Source organism: Roseibium litorale, assembly GCF_014842915.1.
Classification (GTDB): domain Bacteria; phylum Pseudomonadota; class Alphaproteobacteria; order Rhizobiales; family Stappiaceae; genus Roseibium; species Roseibium litorale.
Genome location: NZ_JACYXI010000014.1, coordinates 101,897 through 118,703, shown reverse-complemented (window position 1 = coordinate 118,703; position 16,807 = coordinate 101,897). Strand labels below are relative to the sequence as shown.

Sequence of the window (16,807 nt, the reverse complement as noted above, 5' to 3'; positions counted from 1 at the left end):
GCCGGCGTCGCTCCACCGACGTGATCACCTCGATATGCTGCTTGGTCATATGACTACTCCTAGTGCTATCACTAGGACTGGCAGTCTTCAGCCTAAGTCGGCAAGACGGCCTTCACCGGAGGGGTACGCAAGGCTTCCTACCGACCGTTCTGCAGCACGAAATCGAAATCATTGGCGTCAGGCCATGGCGGTGTGGGAAGCTGTATGCGCATGACATGAAGGTGGACGCAGTCATTTCATGACGCGGCGCTTTGACAGACCCGTCGATGAGAATCGGAGTGACACACAAGCTCCACATGCAATCGCTTTGTGCCTTGCAGCACTAAGACTTTAACGATCCGCGCGGCTACTCCTACGAGCAGGCCATCCTGACTATCCGCGAACTTGGGCTCGGCGCGCCCGCGCTTGAGCAGCAGCTTCTCCGGACAGTCTTCAATGTCATCGCCAGAAACCAGGACGACCATGTCAAAAACATCGCCTTCCTCATGGACCGAGCCGGGGAGTGGCCGCTGTCGCCAGCTTTCGACATGAACTACTCCTACAATCCAAGTGACGACTGGACCGGTCAACATCAGATGAGCCTGAACGGGAAACGCGACGGCTTCGCTATGGACGACCTGCTGGCCTTCGCGGAAACCGCATCGATCAAGCCAGCCAAAGCAAAGACATTCATTTCCAATGTCGGCGAGGCTGTTTCGAACTGGCCGCAATATGCGGAGAACGCCGGCGTTGATGACGCGACAACACAAAGGATTGGAAATGCCCATCAATTGTCGCTTGGCAGTAAAATGCAAGAATGCGGCAGTTTTGGTGCGTTTTTTGCTGCCCCCCCGGTCAACTGGTATCTGCCCCGCCCAGACAGAGGTGGCACGGTTTGTCTGAACAGTTCGGGGCGTTTTGCTAAGTGGATTTCCGCCTGGATTATGCCGCCGCCATCATCGGCGTCAGCGCGTTGAAGTAGGCCTGATCCGGCGTCTGCCGGTCAAGGGATGAATGTGGGCGTCGTGTGTTGTAAAAGGTCAGATAGCGGCCGATGCCAGCGCGGGCCTCGGACACGGTCTTGTAAGCGTGGAGATACACTTCCTCGTATTTGATAGACCGCCAAAGCCGCTCGACGAAGACATTGTCCCGCCACGCGCCCTTGCCGTCCATCGAGATGGCAATCTCCGCGTTCTTCAGCACCGCCGTGAAGTCGATGGAGGTGAACTGCGATCCCTGGTCCGTATTCATGATCTCAGGCGGCCCGAACCGGTCGATCGCCTCTTTCAACGCCTCGATGCAGAAGCCGGCGTGCATCGTATTCGACAGCCGCCAGCTCAGGACTTTCTGCGTCGCCCAATCCATAATCGCGACCAGATACAGAAAACCGTTCGTTACGGGGATGAAGGTGATGTTCGAACACCAGACCTGGTTCGGCCGCCCGATCGTCATGCCCCGCAGCAGATAGGGATAAACCTTGTGCTGCGGATGCGGCTGGCTGGTTCCCGGCCGTTTGTAGATTGCCTCCAGCCCCATCTTCGCCATCAGGCGGCGAACCCGATGGTGGCCGGCAACGATACCGTCCCGGCGCAGATAAGAAACGATCTGCCGGCTTCCGAAGAACGGATATTTGGTGAAGGCCCTGTCGATGGCCTTCATCAAGTTCAGAGTAGCCGCGCTGATCCCGGCAGGCACGTAATAAAACGCTGACCGGCTCAGCTTCACCAATTTGCACTGCTGGCTGACGCTCAAATCCGGATGGTCCCGGCGGATCATCGCCTTCTTCTTAGCCAGGCTCACTTCTTGAGCCCTTGCGCTAAGAAATCGTTCTCGACGGTCAGCCTCCCAATCTTGGCGTGCAATTCCTTGACCTCCGCTTCCGTCGGTCCCTCGGATTTGCCTCCGCGGGCGAACACAGCCGCCATGCCTTCGACAGCCTGACGTTTCCATGGGCTCACCTGGTTCGGATGGACCTGATACTTGGCTGCGATCTCCAGGATCGTCTTGTCACCGCGCAAAGCCTCAAGCGCGGCCTTCGCCTTGAACGTGTCCGGAAAATTCCGGCGTTTCGCCATTCTCGTATCCCTTCGGATCAATGGGATACACCTTAGCAACCTGCCCGGATTTCCGGGACCACTTCACTCATCAAGAGCTTAAGCTACTTTTTCACGTGGCCCATCAGTGCGACAAGCTGAAAGTCGTGTTCCTGCAATTGCTGCAAGGAGATCGGTGACGAGGATGCCAACAGCTTTCGCGCCGCCATATGCTCCTTGGCTGCGTCTGCCGTCTCGACACAGACGAGCCGATCCTCTGCGAACCGGTAGACCCGAAAACGGCCCTCGTCATCCGACTTCGCAACGTTTCGGCTATCGGCTGGAGCAAGGCCGGCAATCTGTAGCTTTACCTCGAACTGGTCGCTCCAGAACCACGGGATTGCATCGTAACGAACCTGTTTCCCCGTCAGCCTCTTCGCGATCATCTTGGCGTGGTCGGACGCTGCCTGTACCGATTCCAGTCTGATGCGGGCGCCCGTCGCTGGATCGGGAAACGCGGCGCAATCGCCCAGTGCGGAAATCAGTGGATCGGAAGACACAAGGAAATTGTCCACGACAATTCCGTTTTCCGTTTGGAGGCCGGCAGCCTCGGCCAGTTCCTGGTTCGGCCGAACACCGGCGGCCAGCAATATGAAGTCACCTTCAAAATGCTCCCCGTCCCCGAGCCTCGCGCAGCAAATCTTTGTCCGCGGATCGCTTGTCACTTCGACGACTGGCTGACCCATTCGGATATCGGTTCCGCGCGTTTCATGGATTTTGTGAAAGTGCTCCGACATTTCCGGGCTGACCGCGCGCTCCATCAGACGATTTGCTGCCTCAAGAACCACGACCTCGCGGCCTGCGGTCCGCGCGACTGCCGCAAATTCAAGTCCGATGAAGCCGCCACCGATGATAATGATGCGCTTTGCATCTTCCATCGCGGCACTCAATCGATCAGCGTCTGCCATCGTTCGCAGACCGAGCACACGATCATTCTCGATGCCACTGACGGGGGGCACGGCGTTTCGTGTCCCGGTCGCCAAAATGAGATGATCGTATTGCAGGGTTTCACCTGCCGCGGTCTTGATCGTCCGGTTGTGCCGGTCGATCCTGTCGACTCTCATTCCAGCAATCACGCCGATCTGGTTCTGTTCGAAGAAGATTGCCGGACGAAGCCGCAGCCGCTCCGGATCGGCGTCTTTCATATACGCCTTGGAAAGGGGAGGCCGTTGGTAGGGTAATCCCGGCTCTTCGCCGATCATGGTGATGCGGCCCTGATAGCCTTCTTGACGAAGGCTCGCCGCAGCCTGGAAGCCACCCTGACCGGCCCCAATGATGATGACGTGATCCAAAGCCATTCTTTATCTATCCTTTTGTAGGCGGGAGAGGGAGAATCGTGAAAGCCCCCTCTCGACCTTTCCCTTCGAAGCGTGGTCGCCGGTAGGCGTCTGAAGTTGCCGCCAAACACATGGAGCCGATGCTCGCACTGTTTCTAAGCCCTCGGCGCTTAGCTCAGGCAAGGGTTGAAAGCATGTTTGCAGCGGACTGACGCAACTGCCGTTTCCATTGTTTTGCGCTGGGAATCTAAAGCGGGCGAATGACGAGGAAAAAGAAGCAATTCTGATATCGTCAGTTCGGCGCGGGCTAATTGGCCGTATGCCCGGTGTGTATGCCATTTAAGGGATGAGAGCCGGAGCAAAGAGCCCGCCTAGAGTAGGCCAGGCGTACTTTTTAGGATGCGGGCCCACATTGCATAACCACCATCGTTGATATGAACCTTGTCAGCAATAAAATACCTGCTCATCGGTTTGCCGTTCTCACCGATCAGGGCAGAACCAACGTCAACGAAGTGCAGGTGGTCAATTGTCTCGCAGGCCGCTGCAATCCGTTGGTTCAGATCACTTACTTCCCCTGCGTAAATCCACTTGCCCGGACTTTGCTTGGTAGAGAGGCAGAAAACCGGAATTTTGCCAAGGCTCGCGGTAATTCGGGCGATCAGCATCTTGAAACGGGCGTAGGTTGACTCGGCTGTCAGACCATCGTTCGAGATGTCGTTCTCGCCAAAATACAGCACGATCCGTGCGGGCTTGAGTGGCACGAGGAGGCGGTCAAAATAATGAAGAGCCGTCGCATATGTGCCGCCACCAAAGCCAAGATTGACGACCCGCGTCGTTCCAAGATCTTCGCATAATCTGGTCCAGTGAAGAAACGAAGAGGAGCCATAAAATGCGATGGCATCTTCCGGTCGTCCTTGGCGGACAATGCGTCGAATGATGGCTTCGACGTCGTCTCCATAGAGGGTCGATCCGACCTCAGTTGGTGGGGGGAACATGTCTATTTGAGGCATGGAAGACAGGCCTTGTTTGTCGGACGAACAGCGTCGCCGTTAGCTCTGATGATTCTTGTGGTCTTGCTGCGACTGACGGTTGCTGTCGTGATCGTCATCGCGGTTGTGGCGACAATCGGAAGGATGCAATCCGCCGAAAGGCGGATTGCGGTGCCCGACCTACTTTGCCGAAACCATCTTCGAAATCCAGGTCGCGAACTCGTAATTCGGTCGCTCGAGGTGAGACAAGGGGCCCGGTTTTGCAAATTTGCTCTGAAGACCTTTCCAAACGCGCTCTGTACAGCCCCGGTCTTCGTCATTGACGTGATCGAGCAGTTTCTTCAGTGCCCCGAAGTGCTCTTCCGCCTTTGGATCATTCATGAACTCAGGAGACAGGCCGCCGCCGTAGAGGATCTTTACACCGCCCGGACCATCGGGCAGGAGCGAAAGATACCAGAAGTAGCCAGGCGTCAGAGTGATCATCAGCGAGGGGTAGATTGCAAGCAGCCAGGTACGCCGACGCTGATCGCCTTCGAGCACGGTGTTCGAGGGATGCGCCAGGGCGAGCGGCACGGAGTCATCCTTCAGGATGTGATGGTAATTGAAGCTCGCGAAGCCTTCCGGGCAGACCATGTCCTGAAGCTTGGTTGCGCCTCCGATAGTGCCAGAGTGACACATCGGCAGATGATAACTCTCCATGAAATTCTCGGCGAGGATTTTCCAGTTGGTGTCCCAGCGGTGTTCCTCGCGGAAGGTTTCGACATAGTCGCCCATGTTGAGGTAGCCGACCAGCCCATCGACGTCAGAAAGGGTTTCTGCGACAGACGGCAGGTCAGCATCGAGTGTGACCATGATCCAGCCTTGCCATTCTTCGCAGCGAATGGCGGGCAGCTTTGTATCCTGCTTGCAGAAGCTGCCATTTTTCTCCATTGCCGGTGCGCCACGAAGGCTGCCATCGAGCGAATAGGTCCAGGCGTGATAGGGACAGGTGATGGTGCGGACATTACCGCGCCCTTCAAGAAGGACCGACATGCGGTGACGGCATACATTCGAGAGCGCGCGCAACTCGCCCTGCCTGTCGCGAAGAACGATGATCGGTTCGCCGGAAATCTCGATCGTGACGTAGTCGCCAGGCTCCTTCAAGGAGTCGGCGCGGCCGGCGCAAAGCCAGCTCTTGGCGAAGATCTCGGACTGTTCGAGCGCCAGAAAGTCCTCGCTCGTATAAGCCGACACCGGCATGGCCTGAGCGTTCTCGAAGGGCGTGGCCACATTTTCGGCAAGCTCGGTCGTCGGGTTCACATGCTTCGTCATTCAAATCTCCTTTTCGCGACCGTCGACGTCAGACCTGCGCCTGCAGCCTTGAATGCGGTCCTGCCCAAGATACGCTGAAGCCAAGATGGCGTGGGGATCGAGCCTTAGAAAGAAAGAAATGACTTAGTTCCAATTAAGGAAATGCGAAGCCGTCAGTTGGCAATCCAGTCGCGGATCAGGGTGTAGTAGCGATCAAGCTGCTCGATGGCGATCGCTTCATCGGGCTGGTGGCCATCTTTCATCGTGCCGGGGCCGCAGACGATGGTCGGGATGCCAAGTTGAGCAAAATATCCGGCCTCCGTGCCAAAGGCCACTGTCGAGGGCGTCTTGTCGGGCAGGGCCTTTGAAAAACGTGCAATCATAGGCTCGTCTGCGTTGCCCGATAGCCCTGGATATTGCCCCGTACAGCTTACGCTCATACCTTTTGGGAGATCGAGGCGCGACAGGATGTCATCCGGCGCTTCGTCGGCAAGGTGGCGGATTTCAAACAACACTTCAGCGTGGCTCGGCACGATGTTGAGCGCGACGCCGCCGCGGGCAATACCAGCATGGACAGTGGAAAAAGGCGGATCGAAAGTTGCGTCCTGTATACCCTCGCGCGCCAACGCCTCCTGAAGGCTGCGCAACGCCAGAACGAATTCCGCAGCACCGTGCAAAGCATTGGTAAAATAGGGGGCCATCGCAGAGTGACCGGGCGTGCCTTGGAATTCAGCGCGATAGCTGGCTTTGCCTTTGTGCCCGAGCACGGGGCGCATCAAGGTTGGTTCGCCAACAATGCAGAGGTCCGGCCGGCCCAGCACCGGAAGAACACAATCGATCATTTCCGGAATGCCGCGGCATCCCAGTTCCTCGTCCCAGCTGAGGCAGATCGTGACCGGCCCTGCAGGCGGTGTCTCGCGAAAGGTTTCAGCGAGAGCCAGAACGCAGGCGATGAAACCCTTCATATCGGTTGTCCCGCGACCGATATAATGGTCCGCGCGCTCGACAAGCGAGAACGGATCTGTGGTCCAGATCTGCCCCTCGGCGGAAACTACATCGGTGTGAGCGGAAAACATCGTGCCGCCGGTGCCATCCCCGAACCGCGCGAGGAGCCCGGCTTTTATCCGATCCCTGGAGGGTACGACCGTGACTGCGAACCCGGACTCGACAAGCCGGCTTTTGACCCAGTCGATCAGTTCAAGATTCGATGTGCCCGCGATTGTCGGAAAGGCGACGAGCTTTTCGAGCAGCGGCTTTATTCTCGGCATATGGGACATTGTCATTTCTTAATGGAAGCAAACGCGTTTCAGCTGCCGACGAGATCAAAGGTGTCGCCCTGAAGGATGAAGCTTTTCGCGTGATCGATGAAAGTCGAGATGGTGCGGGAATTCTCCGAGCCCTGCGACATGAGAAGACCCATATTGAGCGGACGAACCGGCCCCGACAGGGGTACAAAACAGAGCTTGTTGCCATCGGGCGCAAGGTTGGACAAAGGCCGGATATTAGCGACTGAATATCCGAAATTATTTGCAACGAGCGAGCGCATCACTGCCATGTCCCGTGTTCGCTCGACGATTTCCGGACGGATACCGAGCGAGGAGAAAATCGACAGGAAGTAATCGGCGCTCATCGGCAGATCGAGCAGAACCATTGGATAGCTGGCAAGGTCCATCGGCGAGACATACTGACGCTCCGCAAGCGGATGACCCTCGCTAAACAGCGCAAATGGCGGCAGTCGCACCAGGGATACGAAGTTGAAATCCGCCGGAATGTTGAGATCGTAGGTGAGAGCCACATCAAGCTTGGCTGCGCGTAATTCATTGAAAAGCTCTGACTGGTCCCGCTCGAACTGGCTGAACTCGACCTCGGGAAACCGATCGACAAAACTGCGGCGCAGACGTGGCAGGACGATCTGGGCAAATGTCAGAAGGCAACCCACTCTGAGATTGCCGCGTACTGTACCGGCGACATTGGCCGCCAATTGATTAAGCGCATTGGCCTTCTCCAGTGTCTCGCGCGCAGCGATGAGGAACAGTTGACCGGTTTGGGAAAGGGAAAGGCCCTGCGCATGACGGCGGACAAACAACTTGAGGCCGAACTCGGCTTCAAGTTGTGCGATCGCCGCAGAAATGGAGGGGGAGGAAACATTTATCTTCTGCGCCGCATGGGCAATCGAACCACAATCGCAGACAGCGACGAAATACTCCAGCTGTCTGAACGTGATACGAAGGGGCACGCCGGTTCTCTGTCCTTTAAAAAGCTGAAACCTTGCAAGTTCTATTTTTACAAACGCTTTTGCAGTCGGACAAGCACGCTATAGATGTGCCGCTCCCGCGCTTCATCCTTCATTCGTCACCAGGAACACCGTAGGAGGGGGCGTCAGTTGGGTTCTGGGCGCGTGTGACATAGGCGTCTGCCTGGGGACTGTAGACTTCCCAGGCGCGGCCAAGTGCTGCAATCGGACAATCCCCGTCCAGCCAGTCAATACGTAGCTCGACATAGGGCCAACTTTGCCGATCGACAACCAGAAGCCCGGCGGAGTGCACCGGACCAGCTTCACCGCCCGAGGCCAAGCCTGCCTGCATGGCCGCGACGAGCCGATCTGCAAGCACACCACCGGTCTTTTCAAAGGCAGCCACCATGGCAGCGGGGACCTGATCATTAGCCAGAAGGTTGCCCGCGGCAACGCAATCCGTGCCGTTTGCGCTGGTCCAAATACCCAGTGCTTTAGGTCCCGAATGGATTGCGGTGCGGCCATTTGCGTCAATCGCAAGAAGCTGCCGATAGTCTGGAAAACCATCCGCATCGCGGGCCGCCGACACGGCCTGTTCGGCGTTCCCGCCGTTTTTCATCTCGGCAAGCATTCGAGGCCCAAGCGCCGGATTGGTGACATTCTGCGTTGACACCGCGCCGATCCCGGCTTGTGCGAAGACGCAGCGAGCCGCGACGGCAGGCGACGACGAGGAGATGGCGACACCGAACTGTCCGGTTTCGCCACAGCGGGCAACGATGGAAAAGGTCATGTCCGGCCTCCCACTCCCTTGCTATTCCGGTTCAATCGGGGATGACGGCGGTACCGTCGATCTCGACAAGCCATTCCGGGCGCGCAAGGCAGGTGACGACCACGCCGGTCGACACAGGATGAACGCCTTTGATGTATTCGCCCATCGTGCGGTAAACCGCCTCGCGGTGGCGCACATCCGTCAGGTAAACGACGACCTTGCACAGATGCTCCATCGAGCCGCCAGCTTCCTCGATAAGCTGGCGGATATTCTGCATGACCTTGTGGGTCTGTTCGACCGGATCGTGGCTGGAGATGTTTTCAGCCGTGTCGAGGTCTTGGGGGCACTGGCCGCGCAAAAAGACAGTTCTCCCTCTTGCGACCACGGCCTGACACAAATCGTTGTCAAGCTTCTGCTCCGGATAGGTGTCCTTCGTATTGAATTTTCTAATGCGTGTATGTGCCATCTCATGTCCCTTCAGCGCGCGGCCTGGAGCTCTCAAAAACCGTGTTATTCAGCTGCGGCTCGCAACCGTTCCGTCGTGGTTTTGTAGTCGCGATATTGTTGCTGAATCAGAATATGATCCGCGACATATTTTGCGTCATGCCAAACACCCCAGATGAAGCTGGAACCGCGCCCGGACAGCCAGGGCAGGCCGAGAAAATACATCCCCGGCTCCCGTGACACACCACGCTGATGGATCGGTCGACCGTTCTCGTCGAAAATATTGAGCTTGACCCAGCTGTAGTCCACGCGGAATCCGGTTGCCCAGATGATCGTTGTGATCCCAGCTTCTTTGAGATTGAGGTCGTGGATAGGATGTGTGATGCAGTCCGGCGTTGGGCCGAAGACTCGCGCCTGAGGTTCCTCGGGAAGGTCCAGGCCGTTTCGCTCGATATAGGCGTCCGCCTCGTCGAGAAGCGATAAATAGTTCTCGTCGCCACGCGCGATGTTGCGGCCCACATCATCCGCGAAGCGGAGCGTACCGTTCTCAAAGCTTTCGGTCCGGCCAACCAGTGTCATGCCGAGCTCTGCGAGCTTGCGGAAGTCGATAGTTTCACCGTTCCGCGCGCCACTCACGGCTATGGTGACATGTTCTGCGCCGGGCGCCTGAGCTTGTGCATTCCATTTACCCAGGACACCGAGCCACCATACGAAGTCGCGACCGCGATAGGTACGAGGCGGTCGATCATGCGGACCGACGGAGAGGTAAACCTTGCGGCCGCTGCGAGCGAGTTCATCGGCGATCTGGACACCGGATGATCCCGCGCCGACCACCAGGATATTGCCCTCCTGCAGATGAGCTGGGTTGCGGTATTCCGACGAATGCATTTGCAGCAGACCGGCAGTTTCCGCAATGATGGGCGGGATAGAGGGCTTGTGGAAAGCCCCGGTCGCGACAATGACGTTCAGCGCCTCGAATGGCCCCTTGTCCGTGGACACCAGGAAGCCCCGTTCGCGATCCTTGCGAACCACTGACTGCACCTCCACGCCGCTGCGAACAGGGGCATTGAACTTCTCGGCATAGGCGGTGAAATAGTCCGCGACGGCATCCTTGGAGATGAAACTGTCCTGATTGCCTTCGAATTCGAGGTTTGGAAAACGATCATGCCAGGCTGGACCGTTTGCAACGAGAGAATCCCAGCGAGCGGTTCTCCAGCTCTCGGCGATCCGGCCGCGCTCCAGCACGACATGGGCGGTGCGGTTCTTGCTCAGGTGTTCGCTCACGGCGATGCCTGCCTGACCGGCGCCAATTACGACGGTATCAACTCTTTCCAAAGCCATAAGTAACTTATCCCATTTTCTCAATCGTGCATGAGCCGCTTCCAGGTCGGCCATGCGTTACTGGAAGGCTATGGGCATTGCTGAACAAACAAAAATAGCAAATCCGATAGCACTGATTAGGAGAGACCTAACCGTCCCCCGGCAGCCGCGCACATGGTCGTTAGGTTGTGGCTAAGCCCTAACTCTGTTTTTTGTTATTTACTTTTTGCAGCGCGGCATCTCACTTTTTCCTGTCTTTCCAGGGTTTGTCAGGGGTTAGCTCCAGGCGCGCTCACAGAAATACATCCGCGCTATTTCGCACTGCGGCCGCATTAAAAAGGGATGTTCCCAATCCCGGACGTATCCGTCAGCCCGAATTTACCCGGGTCCGGGCGGGCGAAGATCGAAAAGGAAGCTGTCTTGGACAAATATGTTGTCGACGAAAATCAGGCAAGAATAGACCTCGCTGCCGCACTGCGAATGACCGTGCGCGCAGACATGCATGAAGCCGTTGCGAACCATTATTCGATCGCGCTCTCTGCCGACGGAAAGCGTTTTCTGATCAACCCGAAATGGGTTCATTTCTCACGCGTCAAAGCCTCTGACCTCATTCTCGTCGACATGAACGATCCTGAGGCGACACGCGAACGTCAGGATCTCGATACAACGGCTCGGATCATCCACGGACAGGTCCATAGCCTCTGCCCGTCGGCACGTGTCATCATGCATCTGCATCCTATCATGACGACTGCGCTCGCAAGCCTGGATCCGCCGGAAATGCCCGCGATCGATCAGAATTCGGCCCGCTACTATAATCGCGTTGCGGTCGACCTCCACTACGGCGGCATGGCCAATTCGGAGGAAGAGGGTGCGCGCCTGGCCGGTCTGATGGGTAACAGGAGCCGGATGCTGATGGGCAACCACGGGGTCATGATTACTGCCCCGACAATCGGCGAAGCCTGGGATGACATCTATACCTTCGATCGCGCTTCCAAGATCGTGATCGCGGCAATGTCGACGGGCCGTCCGTTGAAGCTGTTGTCGCACGAAGCTGCCGAACAAACCGCGCAGGATTGGGAATCCATTCCGGATTTCTGCATTCAGCATTTCGAGGAAATGAAGCTGATCCTCGACAAGGAATGCCCAGACTATCGGGACTAAACGCCGGGCGAGCGCGCTCGAAATGGGCGGTTCGTCAAAGGCGGGACCTCCCAACTGCTTCCAAGAGACGCCCCGTGAAGGGGAGCTCCAAAAAACAAAAGCCCGAAAAGGGCATCCCAAACCAAATCAGAAGGGAACATAACTTTGATCTTCAACGGCTCAATCGATCGTCGCCGCTTCCTGGCCGGGGTCGGCGTCGCCAGCGCGGCCCTAATTCTGAACCCTCAGGTTGGGCGCGCCAACGAACCCAAGTCTGGCGGTCATTTCCGCGTCGGCATTGGCGATTTCAAGACCACCGACACGTTGGACACGACGTCCAATGATACCAAATTCTACAACATCGCTCAGTACATCGTCCGCAATTGCCTCATCGAGGTCGCGCCGGGCGGCAAGCTCATTCCCGAGCTTGCGACATCCTGGGAAAGCTCCCCGGATGCCCAGACCTGGGTGTTCAAACTCCGTGATGGCGTCACCTTCCACAACGGCAAGGCTTTCTCTGCGGAAGATGTCGTCTATACGATCAAACGGCACCTTGCGGAAAAATCCACCTCTGCGCTCAAGCCATTCCTGAAGGATGTCGACAGCATCACCGTGACCGGCCCGCTGGAGGTTACGATTGTTCTCAAACAGGGCAACGTCAATTTTCCCGCCCTTCTCACCATCCCGGCAGCCGCCATCGTCGCTGACGGCACGGTCGATCCGATGGATGGCAATGGCACGGGTCCCTACAAGCTGGAGCACTGGCAGTCGGGCGTTTCGGCGAAGTTCACGAAGAACCAGAGCTACTGGAAGGAAGGGCGCGGGCATTTCGACAGCGTCGAACTCATTGCCATCGCCGATCCGTCGGCACGTACGTCTGCCCTGATCGGGGGGCAGATCGACGCCTATAACCAGGTGAACCTGAAAACCGTTGAGCTGCTTAAGCGCAACGACTCCATCGAGATCCTGTCTTTGCCTTCCAAGGCGCATTATGTGTTCCCGATGATGCAGACCATGGCGCCGTTCAACAATCCTGATGCGGCCAAAGCCATGCAGTACGCGATCAACCGCGAGGATATGGTGAAGCGTATTTTGAACGGCTATGGAACGGTCGGCAACGACCAGCCTATCTCGTCGGCCTATGGCTATTTCAATCCGGACCTCCCGCAGCGCGAATACGATCCGGATAAGGCCAAGTCGCTTCTCAAAAAAGCCGGTCTCGCCAATTTTGCCATTGACCTCGAAGTGTCCGAAGTGCCGTTCTCAGGTGCTGTCGATGCCGCTGTTCTCTACAAGCAACACGCGGCCGAGGCCGGCATCGATATCAATGTAAAGCGCGTGCCTGACGACGGTTATTGGGACCGGGTCTGGACGAAGGTTCCGCTTTGCGCGTCGCGTTGGTCGGGACGGCCTACGGAAGATCTGACGATCGGCGGGGCCTATACCACCAGCGCCGCAGAGGCAGGTTGGAACGAGACGGGCATGAAGGACGAGCAGCTCGACCAGCTCGTCGTTGCTGCCCGCAAGGAAGTCGACGAGGACAAGCGCCGTCAGATGTATTTCGACATGCAGGAAATCATCTATTCCCGCGGCACGTCCAACATCTTCGCCTTTGCCAACTTCGTTGACGCGACGAGCAAGAAGATCGGCCATGGTGATCTCGGCAACAACTGGGACCTGGACGGTTTCCGTGCGGCCGAACGTTGGTGGTTCGTCTAATACAAGACGACGGTTAACGCGGCTTAGGCCGCGTTAACCCGCATAGGAAAGTAAAAACTTGTCGGTCCTTGCCAGAACAATTCTCGTTCGCTTTATCGCAGGCATTGTCATGCTCGCGGTCATCTCTGCGGCGATCTTCTTCGCAGTTGATCTTCTTCCAGGAGACGTCGCGCGCGCCGTTCTTGGAAATGCGGCCTCATCCGAAGCGCTTGAAGCCTTCCGGATTAAAATGGGGCTTGATCAGCCTTCGGTCGTCCGCTTCGGGTTATGGGTGTGGGGCGTTCTTCATGGCGACCTCGGCACCTCCATTACCACCCACGAACCTGTTACCAAGGCGATTTCCTTCCGTCTTGAAAACACACTCGCTCTTGCTGGCATGGCCTCGCTCATTTCCGTTCCGATTGCGCTTTTTCTGGGTATCGGAGCCGCTCTGCGGCAAGGAACGGCCTTCGACCGGATCGCCAGCCTGGTGACGCTCGGCGCCATTTCGATGCCGGAATTTTTCGTCGCTTATGTGCTGGTAGCCCTGTTCGCGCTGCAATGGCCCTTGTTTCCGCCCATTTCGACGTTCAGTCCCGACAGCACCTTTCTTGATCATGTCAGGATATTGGTCCTGCCGTCGGTCACATTGGCCTTTGCAGTGGTGGCGCATATGATGCGCATGATCAGAGCTGCGATCATCGATGTCCTGGACCAGCCCTATATGGCGATGGCAGAACTCAAGGGCGTGCCGCTCAGGGTGCGTATCTTGCGACATGCTCTGCCCAATGCCATCGCGCCTATTATCAATGTTATCGTGGTGAACCTGGCATATCTGATTGTCGGCGTGGTCGTCGTCGAGGTGATTTTCGTCTATCCAGGCCTCGGCCAGCTTCTCATCGACAGTGTAACCCAGCGCGACCTGCCGGTCGTCCAGGCGGGAGGCTTGATCTTTGCGGGGCTCTACCTCTTTCTCAACACCGTCGCAGATGTCGTGGCGATCGCCTTCAACCCACGTTTGCGGTTTCCAAGATGAAAAAATCCATGGCCATCATTTTCAAATCCTTCGGCTGGGTTCTCCTCGCCCTCGTCGGGCTCTGGCTTCTTGCATCCTTGGCGGCCGGGATCGTCGCTCCGTTTTCTCCCAATGACATAGTCGGTTCGATGTGGGCCGGCGCCTTCTGGCAACAGACATCGGAGCACAGCGGCAATCTGCTGGGAACTGACCAGCTCGGTCGCGATCTTCTCTCCCGTCTGCTCTATGGCACGAGAAACACCATGATCATTGCGCTGTCTGCGGCTTTTGCGGCTTTTGCGCTCGGTATGTCCATGGGCTTCTGGGCGGCCATCGCGCGGGGCAGGGTCGATATGGTGCTGTCGCGTATCGTTGATCTGATCATTGCGATCCCGACCCTGATTACGACTCTGCTGGTGATTGCAGCAGTCGGCCCTTCGACCGGGGTTCTGATCGCAATCATTGCGGTGGTGGACGGAGCGAGGGTCTACAGGCTTGCACGCCTCGTGGCGATGAACGCCACGGCGATGGAGTATTTCGAGTCGGCTCGTCTACGCGGGGAGCGTCTGCCGTGGCTGATGATCCATGAAATTTTGCCGAACGTGCGCATGCCAATCATTACCGAATTCGGCCTGCGGTTCTGCTACATTTTCCTGTTCATCGCAGCCCTGAGCTTCTTGGGTCTGGGGATTCAGCCGCCGGCAGCAGACCTCGGCTCGATGGTACGCGAAAACGCATCGGCGATTAGTTTCGGGGTTTTAGCGCCGTTCTTCCCTGCTTTCGTCATTTCGTCTCTGGCGATCGCGACGAATTTCTTCGTTGAATTCCTGGCTCGGCATAACCGGTGATCGGCTGATGGCGATTGATGATCTCGAATTCCGCCTGCGAGTGAAATGAATGGACAAGATGCCACTTCTCAAAATCGAAAATCTCCGCATCGAAGTCGAAAAGGACAAGGCCTGGACTGAAATCCTTCATGGCGTGTCGCTGGAGCTTGAACGCGGCGAAATGCTGGGCGTGATCGGCGAAAGCGGCGCGGGAAAATCCACGATTGGAATGGCAGCGCTCGGCTATGTGCGTCCGGGCGGTCGCTTCTCGGGTGGCACCGTTCACGTCAACGGCGTCGAGATGACATCGGCCTCTGTTGCGACACTTGAGAAAATGCGGGGCATGAAAGTCGCCTATGTTGCGCAGTCGGCAGCGAGCTACTTCAATCCGGCGCATACTATCGGCCAGCAGTTTGCCGAGGTGCTGCTGTTGAAGTCGAGCATGCGCCGTGCCGACATCGATCGCAAGGCAGCGACACTTTACCGCGAACTTGGCTTGCCGGATCCGGACAGGATCGGGCATCGATACCCGCATCAGTTGTCAGGCGGGCAATTGCAGCGGGCTATGATTGCCATGGCGATGGCGACAGATCCGGATCTGCTGATCTTCGACGAACCTACCACGGCACTCGATGTGACGACGCAGCTCGACGTTCTCGCCTGCATCAAGCGCGCGCTTGCCCGGACCAACACAGCCGGGCTTTATATTACGCATGACCTTGCCCTGGTCGCCCAGATCGTTGACCGGATCATGGTGATGCGTCACGGCAATGTGGTGGAAATGGCACCAACACGCGAGATCCTTGCCGCTCCGAAAATGGCCTATACGCAGCAATTGCTGCACGGTTTCGACAGTGGCGATATCGAGGTTTCGGGCCCCGACATGGCAGAGCGCGCCCTTCTCACTATTGACGGGCTGAGCGCAAGCTATGGCGGCGGCGTGAAGGTGCTGGACGATATCACCCTGCATGTCCGCCGACGCGAGACTGTCGCGATTGTCGGTGAAAGCGGTTCCGGAAAATCCACCCTTGCACGGTCGATCTGCGGGCTTCTGCCGCCCACGCTCAGCACGATGGTGTTTGACCTGCAGGAACTCCTGCCGAGCGTGGAGATGCGCGATAAGGACACCTTGCGCAGGATTCAGCTTGTCCATCAGCTTCCCGATCTATCGCTGAACCGGGCTCATACCGTCGGCAAGATTATCGGTCGTCCCCTCCAGTTCTTTCACGGCCTGAAGGGTAAGGCACGGGCTGCACGGGTTAGCGAACTGCTTGCCAGCCTCGAACTGCCGGCGGCCTATGCCAATCGCTATCCCGACCAGCTCTCAGGCGGAGAAAAGCAACGTGTTGCCATCGCGCGAGCGCTTGCCGCGAGTCCCGATCTCCTGATCTGCGATGAAGTCACATCAGCGCTCGATCAGCTGGTGGCGGCGGAGGTGCTGCGTACGATCAAAAAGCTGAAACAAGAATTCGGGCTCGGAATCATCTTCATTACCCATGACGTTGCAACGGTGCGCGAGATTGCCGATACGGTTGTGGTCATGCGGCATGGCCGGATCGTGAACAAGGGGCCGGTTCACGAGGTGCTCGACGCCCCAACCGAGCCTTACACAAAATCACTCGTGGATGCGACGCCGGAGCTTGATGCGGACTGGATCAAGCGCGTGCGGCCCGACATTTCGGTTCCAGGCGCTCATCTGCAGCCAGCGGCTGACGGCTAAGAGAAAAAGGAGG

15 protein-coding genes are annotated in these 16,807 nt (G+C 57.4%); 6 read left to right on the top strand and 9 right to left on the bottom strand.

Annotated features, from left to right (window positions below):
- Positions 1-365 precede the first annotated feature (365 nt).
- Positions 366-956, top strand: a complete 591-nt coding sequence (locus IG616_RS19175; protein ID WP_343072400.1) for a type II toxin-antitoxin system HipA family toxin — start codon at positions 366-368, stop codon at positions 954-956.
- Here IG616_RS19175 and IG616_RS19170 read toward each other — a convergent pair.
- The 9 genes from IG616_RS19170 to IG616_RS19130 all read right to left on the bottom strand — a co-directional run bounded on the left by IG616_RS19170 (position 922) and on the right by IG616_RS19130 (position 10,415).
- A protein-coding gene (locus tag IG616_RS19170) for an IS3 family transposase (protein WP_192149892.1) occupies positions 922-2,054 on the bottom strand; the annotation gives its coding sequence in 2 pieces (ribosomal slippage) (positions 922-1,793 and positions 1,793-2,054; 1,134 coding nt in all). The two genes, IG616_RS19175 and IG616_RS19170, sit on opposite strands and share 35 nt — an antisense overlap.
- Positions 2,055-2,137: 83 nt before the next feature.
- Positions 2,138-3,370 carry an NAD(P)/FAD-dependent oxidoreductase gene (locus IG616_RS19165; RefSeq protein ID WP_192149890.1) on the bottom strand — a complete coding sequence of 411 codons (1,233 nt, stop codon included), beginning with the start codon at positions 3,368-3,370 and terminating at the stop codon, positions 2,138-2,140.
- A 350-nt stretch (positions 3,371-3,720) separates the two neighbouring features.
- Complete coding sequence (locus tag IG616_RS19160) at positions 3,721-4,359, bottom strand: GDSL-type esterase/lipase family protein (RefSeq protein WP_192149888.1); 639 nt, start codon at positions 4,357-4,359, stop codon at positions 3,721-3,723.
- 159 nt (positions 4,360-4,518) lie between these two features.
- Positions 4,519-5,649, bottom strand: a complete 1,131-nt coding sequence (locus tag IG616_RS19155) for an aromatic ring-hydroxylating oxygenase subunit alpha (protein ID WP_192149886.1) — start codon at positions 5,647-5,649, stop codon at positions 4,519-4,521.
- Between the two features lie 152 nt (positions 5,650-5,801).
- The gene (gene argE, locus IG616_RS19150; protein WP_246476317.1) at positions 5,802-6,905 is read right to left on the bottom strand and encodes an acetylornithine deacetylase; all 1,104 of its coding nucleotides are present in this window, start codon (positions 6,903-6,905) and stop codon (positions 5,802-5,804) included.
- Positions 6,906-6,934: 29 nt separating this feature from the next.
- Positions 6,935-7,864, bottom strand: a complete 930-nt coding sequence (locus IG616_RS19145) for a LysR substrate-binding domain-containing protein (protein ID WP_192149884.1) — start codon at positions 7,862-7,864, stop codon at positions 6,935-6,937.
- Between the two features lie 109 nt (positions 7,865-7,973).
- Positions 7,974-8,651, bottom strand: a complete 678-nt coding sequence (locus tag IG616_RS19140) for a DUF1028 domain-containing protein (RefSeq protein WP_192149882.1) — start codon at positions 8,649-8,651, stop codon at positions 7,974-7,976.
- 31 nt (positions 8,652-8,682) lie between these two features.
- On the bottom strand, positions 8,683-9,096 hold the full coding sequence (locus tag IG616_RS19135; protein WP_192149880.1) for a RidA family protein: 414 nt from the start codon (positions 9,094-9,096) through the stop codon (positions 8,683-8,685).
- A 44-nt stretch (positions 9,097-9,140) separates the two neighbouring features.
- Positions 9,141-10,415 (bottom strand): flavin-containing monooxygenase, encoded by a 1,275-nt coding sequence (locus tag IG616_RS19130; protein ID WP_192149902.1) that lies wholly within the window; start codon positions 10,413-10,415, stop codon positions 9,141-9,143.
- A 399-nt stretch (positions 10,416-10,814) separates the two neighbouring features.
- Here IG616_RS19130 and IG616_RS19125 point away from each other — a divergent pair, with 399 nt between their 5' ends.
- The 5 genes from IG616_RS19125 to IG616_RS19105 all read left to right on the top strand — a co-directional run bounded on the left by IG616_RS19125 (position 10,815) and on the right by IG616_RS19105 (position 16,794).
- Positions 10,815-11,555 carry a class II aldolase/adducin family protein gene (locus IG616_RS19125; RefSeq protein ID WP_246476316.1) on the top strand — a complete coding sequence of 247 codons (741 nt, stop codon included), beginning with the start codon at positions 10,815-10,817 and terminating at the stop codon, positions 11,553-11,555.
- A 144-nt stretch (positions 11,556-11,699) separates the two neighbouring features.
- Positions 11,700-13,253 (top strand): ABC transporter substrate-binding protein, encoded by a 1,554-nt coding sequence (locus tag IG616_RS19120; RefSeq protein WP_192149877.1) that lies wholly within the window; start codon positions 11,700-11,702, stop codon positions 13,251-13,253.
- Between the two features lie 58 nt (positions 13,254-13,311).
- Complete coding sequence (locus tag IG616_RS19115) at positions 13,312-14,268, top strand: ABC transporter permease (RefSeq protein WP_192149875.1); 957 nt, start codon at positions 13,312-13,314, stop codon at positions 14,266-14,268.
- Positions 14,269-14,276: 8 nt separating this feature from the next.
- Complete coding sequence (locus IG616_RS19110) at positions 14,277-15,095, top strand: ABC transporter permease (RefSeq protein WP_192149872.1); 819 nt, start codon at positions 14,277-14,279, stop codon at positions 15,093-15,095.
- 58 nt (positions 15,096-15,153) lie between these two features.
- The gene (locus IG616_RS19105) at positions 15,154-16,794 is read left to right on the top strand and encodes an ABC transporter ATP-binding protein (protein WP_209007763.1); all 1,641 of its coding nucleotides are present in this window, start codon (positions 15,154-15,156) and stop codon (positions 16,792-16,794) included.
- Positions 16,795-16,807: the final 13 nt, after the last annotated feature.

Excerpts from the sequence above, each read along its gene's own strand:
- IG616_RS19165 (WP_192149890.1), bottom strand. The coding sequence starts at position 3,370 with ATGGCTTTGGATCACGTCATCATCATTGGGGCCGGTCAGGGTGGCTTC.
- IG616_RS19160 (WP_192149888.1), bottom strand. The coding sequence starts at position 4,359 with ATGCCTCAAATAGACATGTTCCCCCCACCAACTGAGGTCGGATCGACC.
- IG616_RS19155 (WP_192149886.1), bottom strand. The coding sequence starts at position 5,649 with ATGACGAAGCATGTGAACCCGACGACCGAGCTTGCCGAAAATGTGGCC.
- argE (WP_246476317.1), bottom strand. The coding sequence starts at position 6,905 with ATGTCCCATATGCCGAGAATAAAGCCGCTGCTCGAAAAGCTCGTCGCC.
- IG616_RS19140 (WP_192149882.1), bottom strand. The coding sequence starts at position 8,651 with ATGACCTTTTCCATCGTTGCCCGCTGTGGCGAAACCGGACAGTTCGGT.
- IG616_RS19135 (WP_192149880.1), bottom strand. The coding sequence starts at position 9,096 with ATGGCACATACACGCATTAGAAAATTCAATACGAAGGACACCTATCCG.
- IG616_RS19130 (WP_192149902.1), bottom strand. The coding sequence starts at position 10,415 with ATGGCTTTGGAAAGAGTTGATACCGTCGTAATTGGCGCCGGTCAGGCA.
- IG616_RS19110 (WP_192149872.1), top strand. The coding sequence starts at position 14,277 with ATGGCCATCATTTTCAAATCCTTCGGCTGGGTTCTCCTCGCCCTCGTC.
- IG616_RS19105 (WP_209007763.1), top strand. The coding sequence starts at position 15,154 with ATGCCACTTCTCAAAATCGAAAATCTCCGCATCGAAGTCGAAAAGGAC.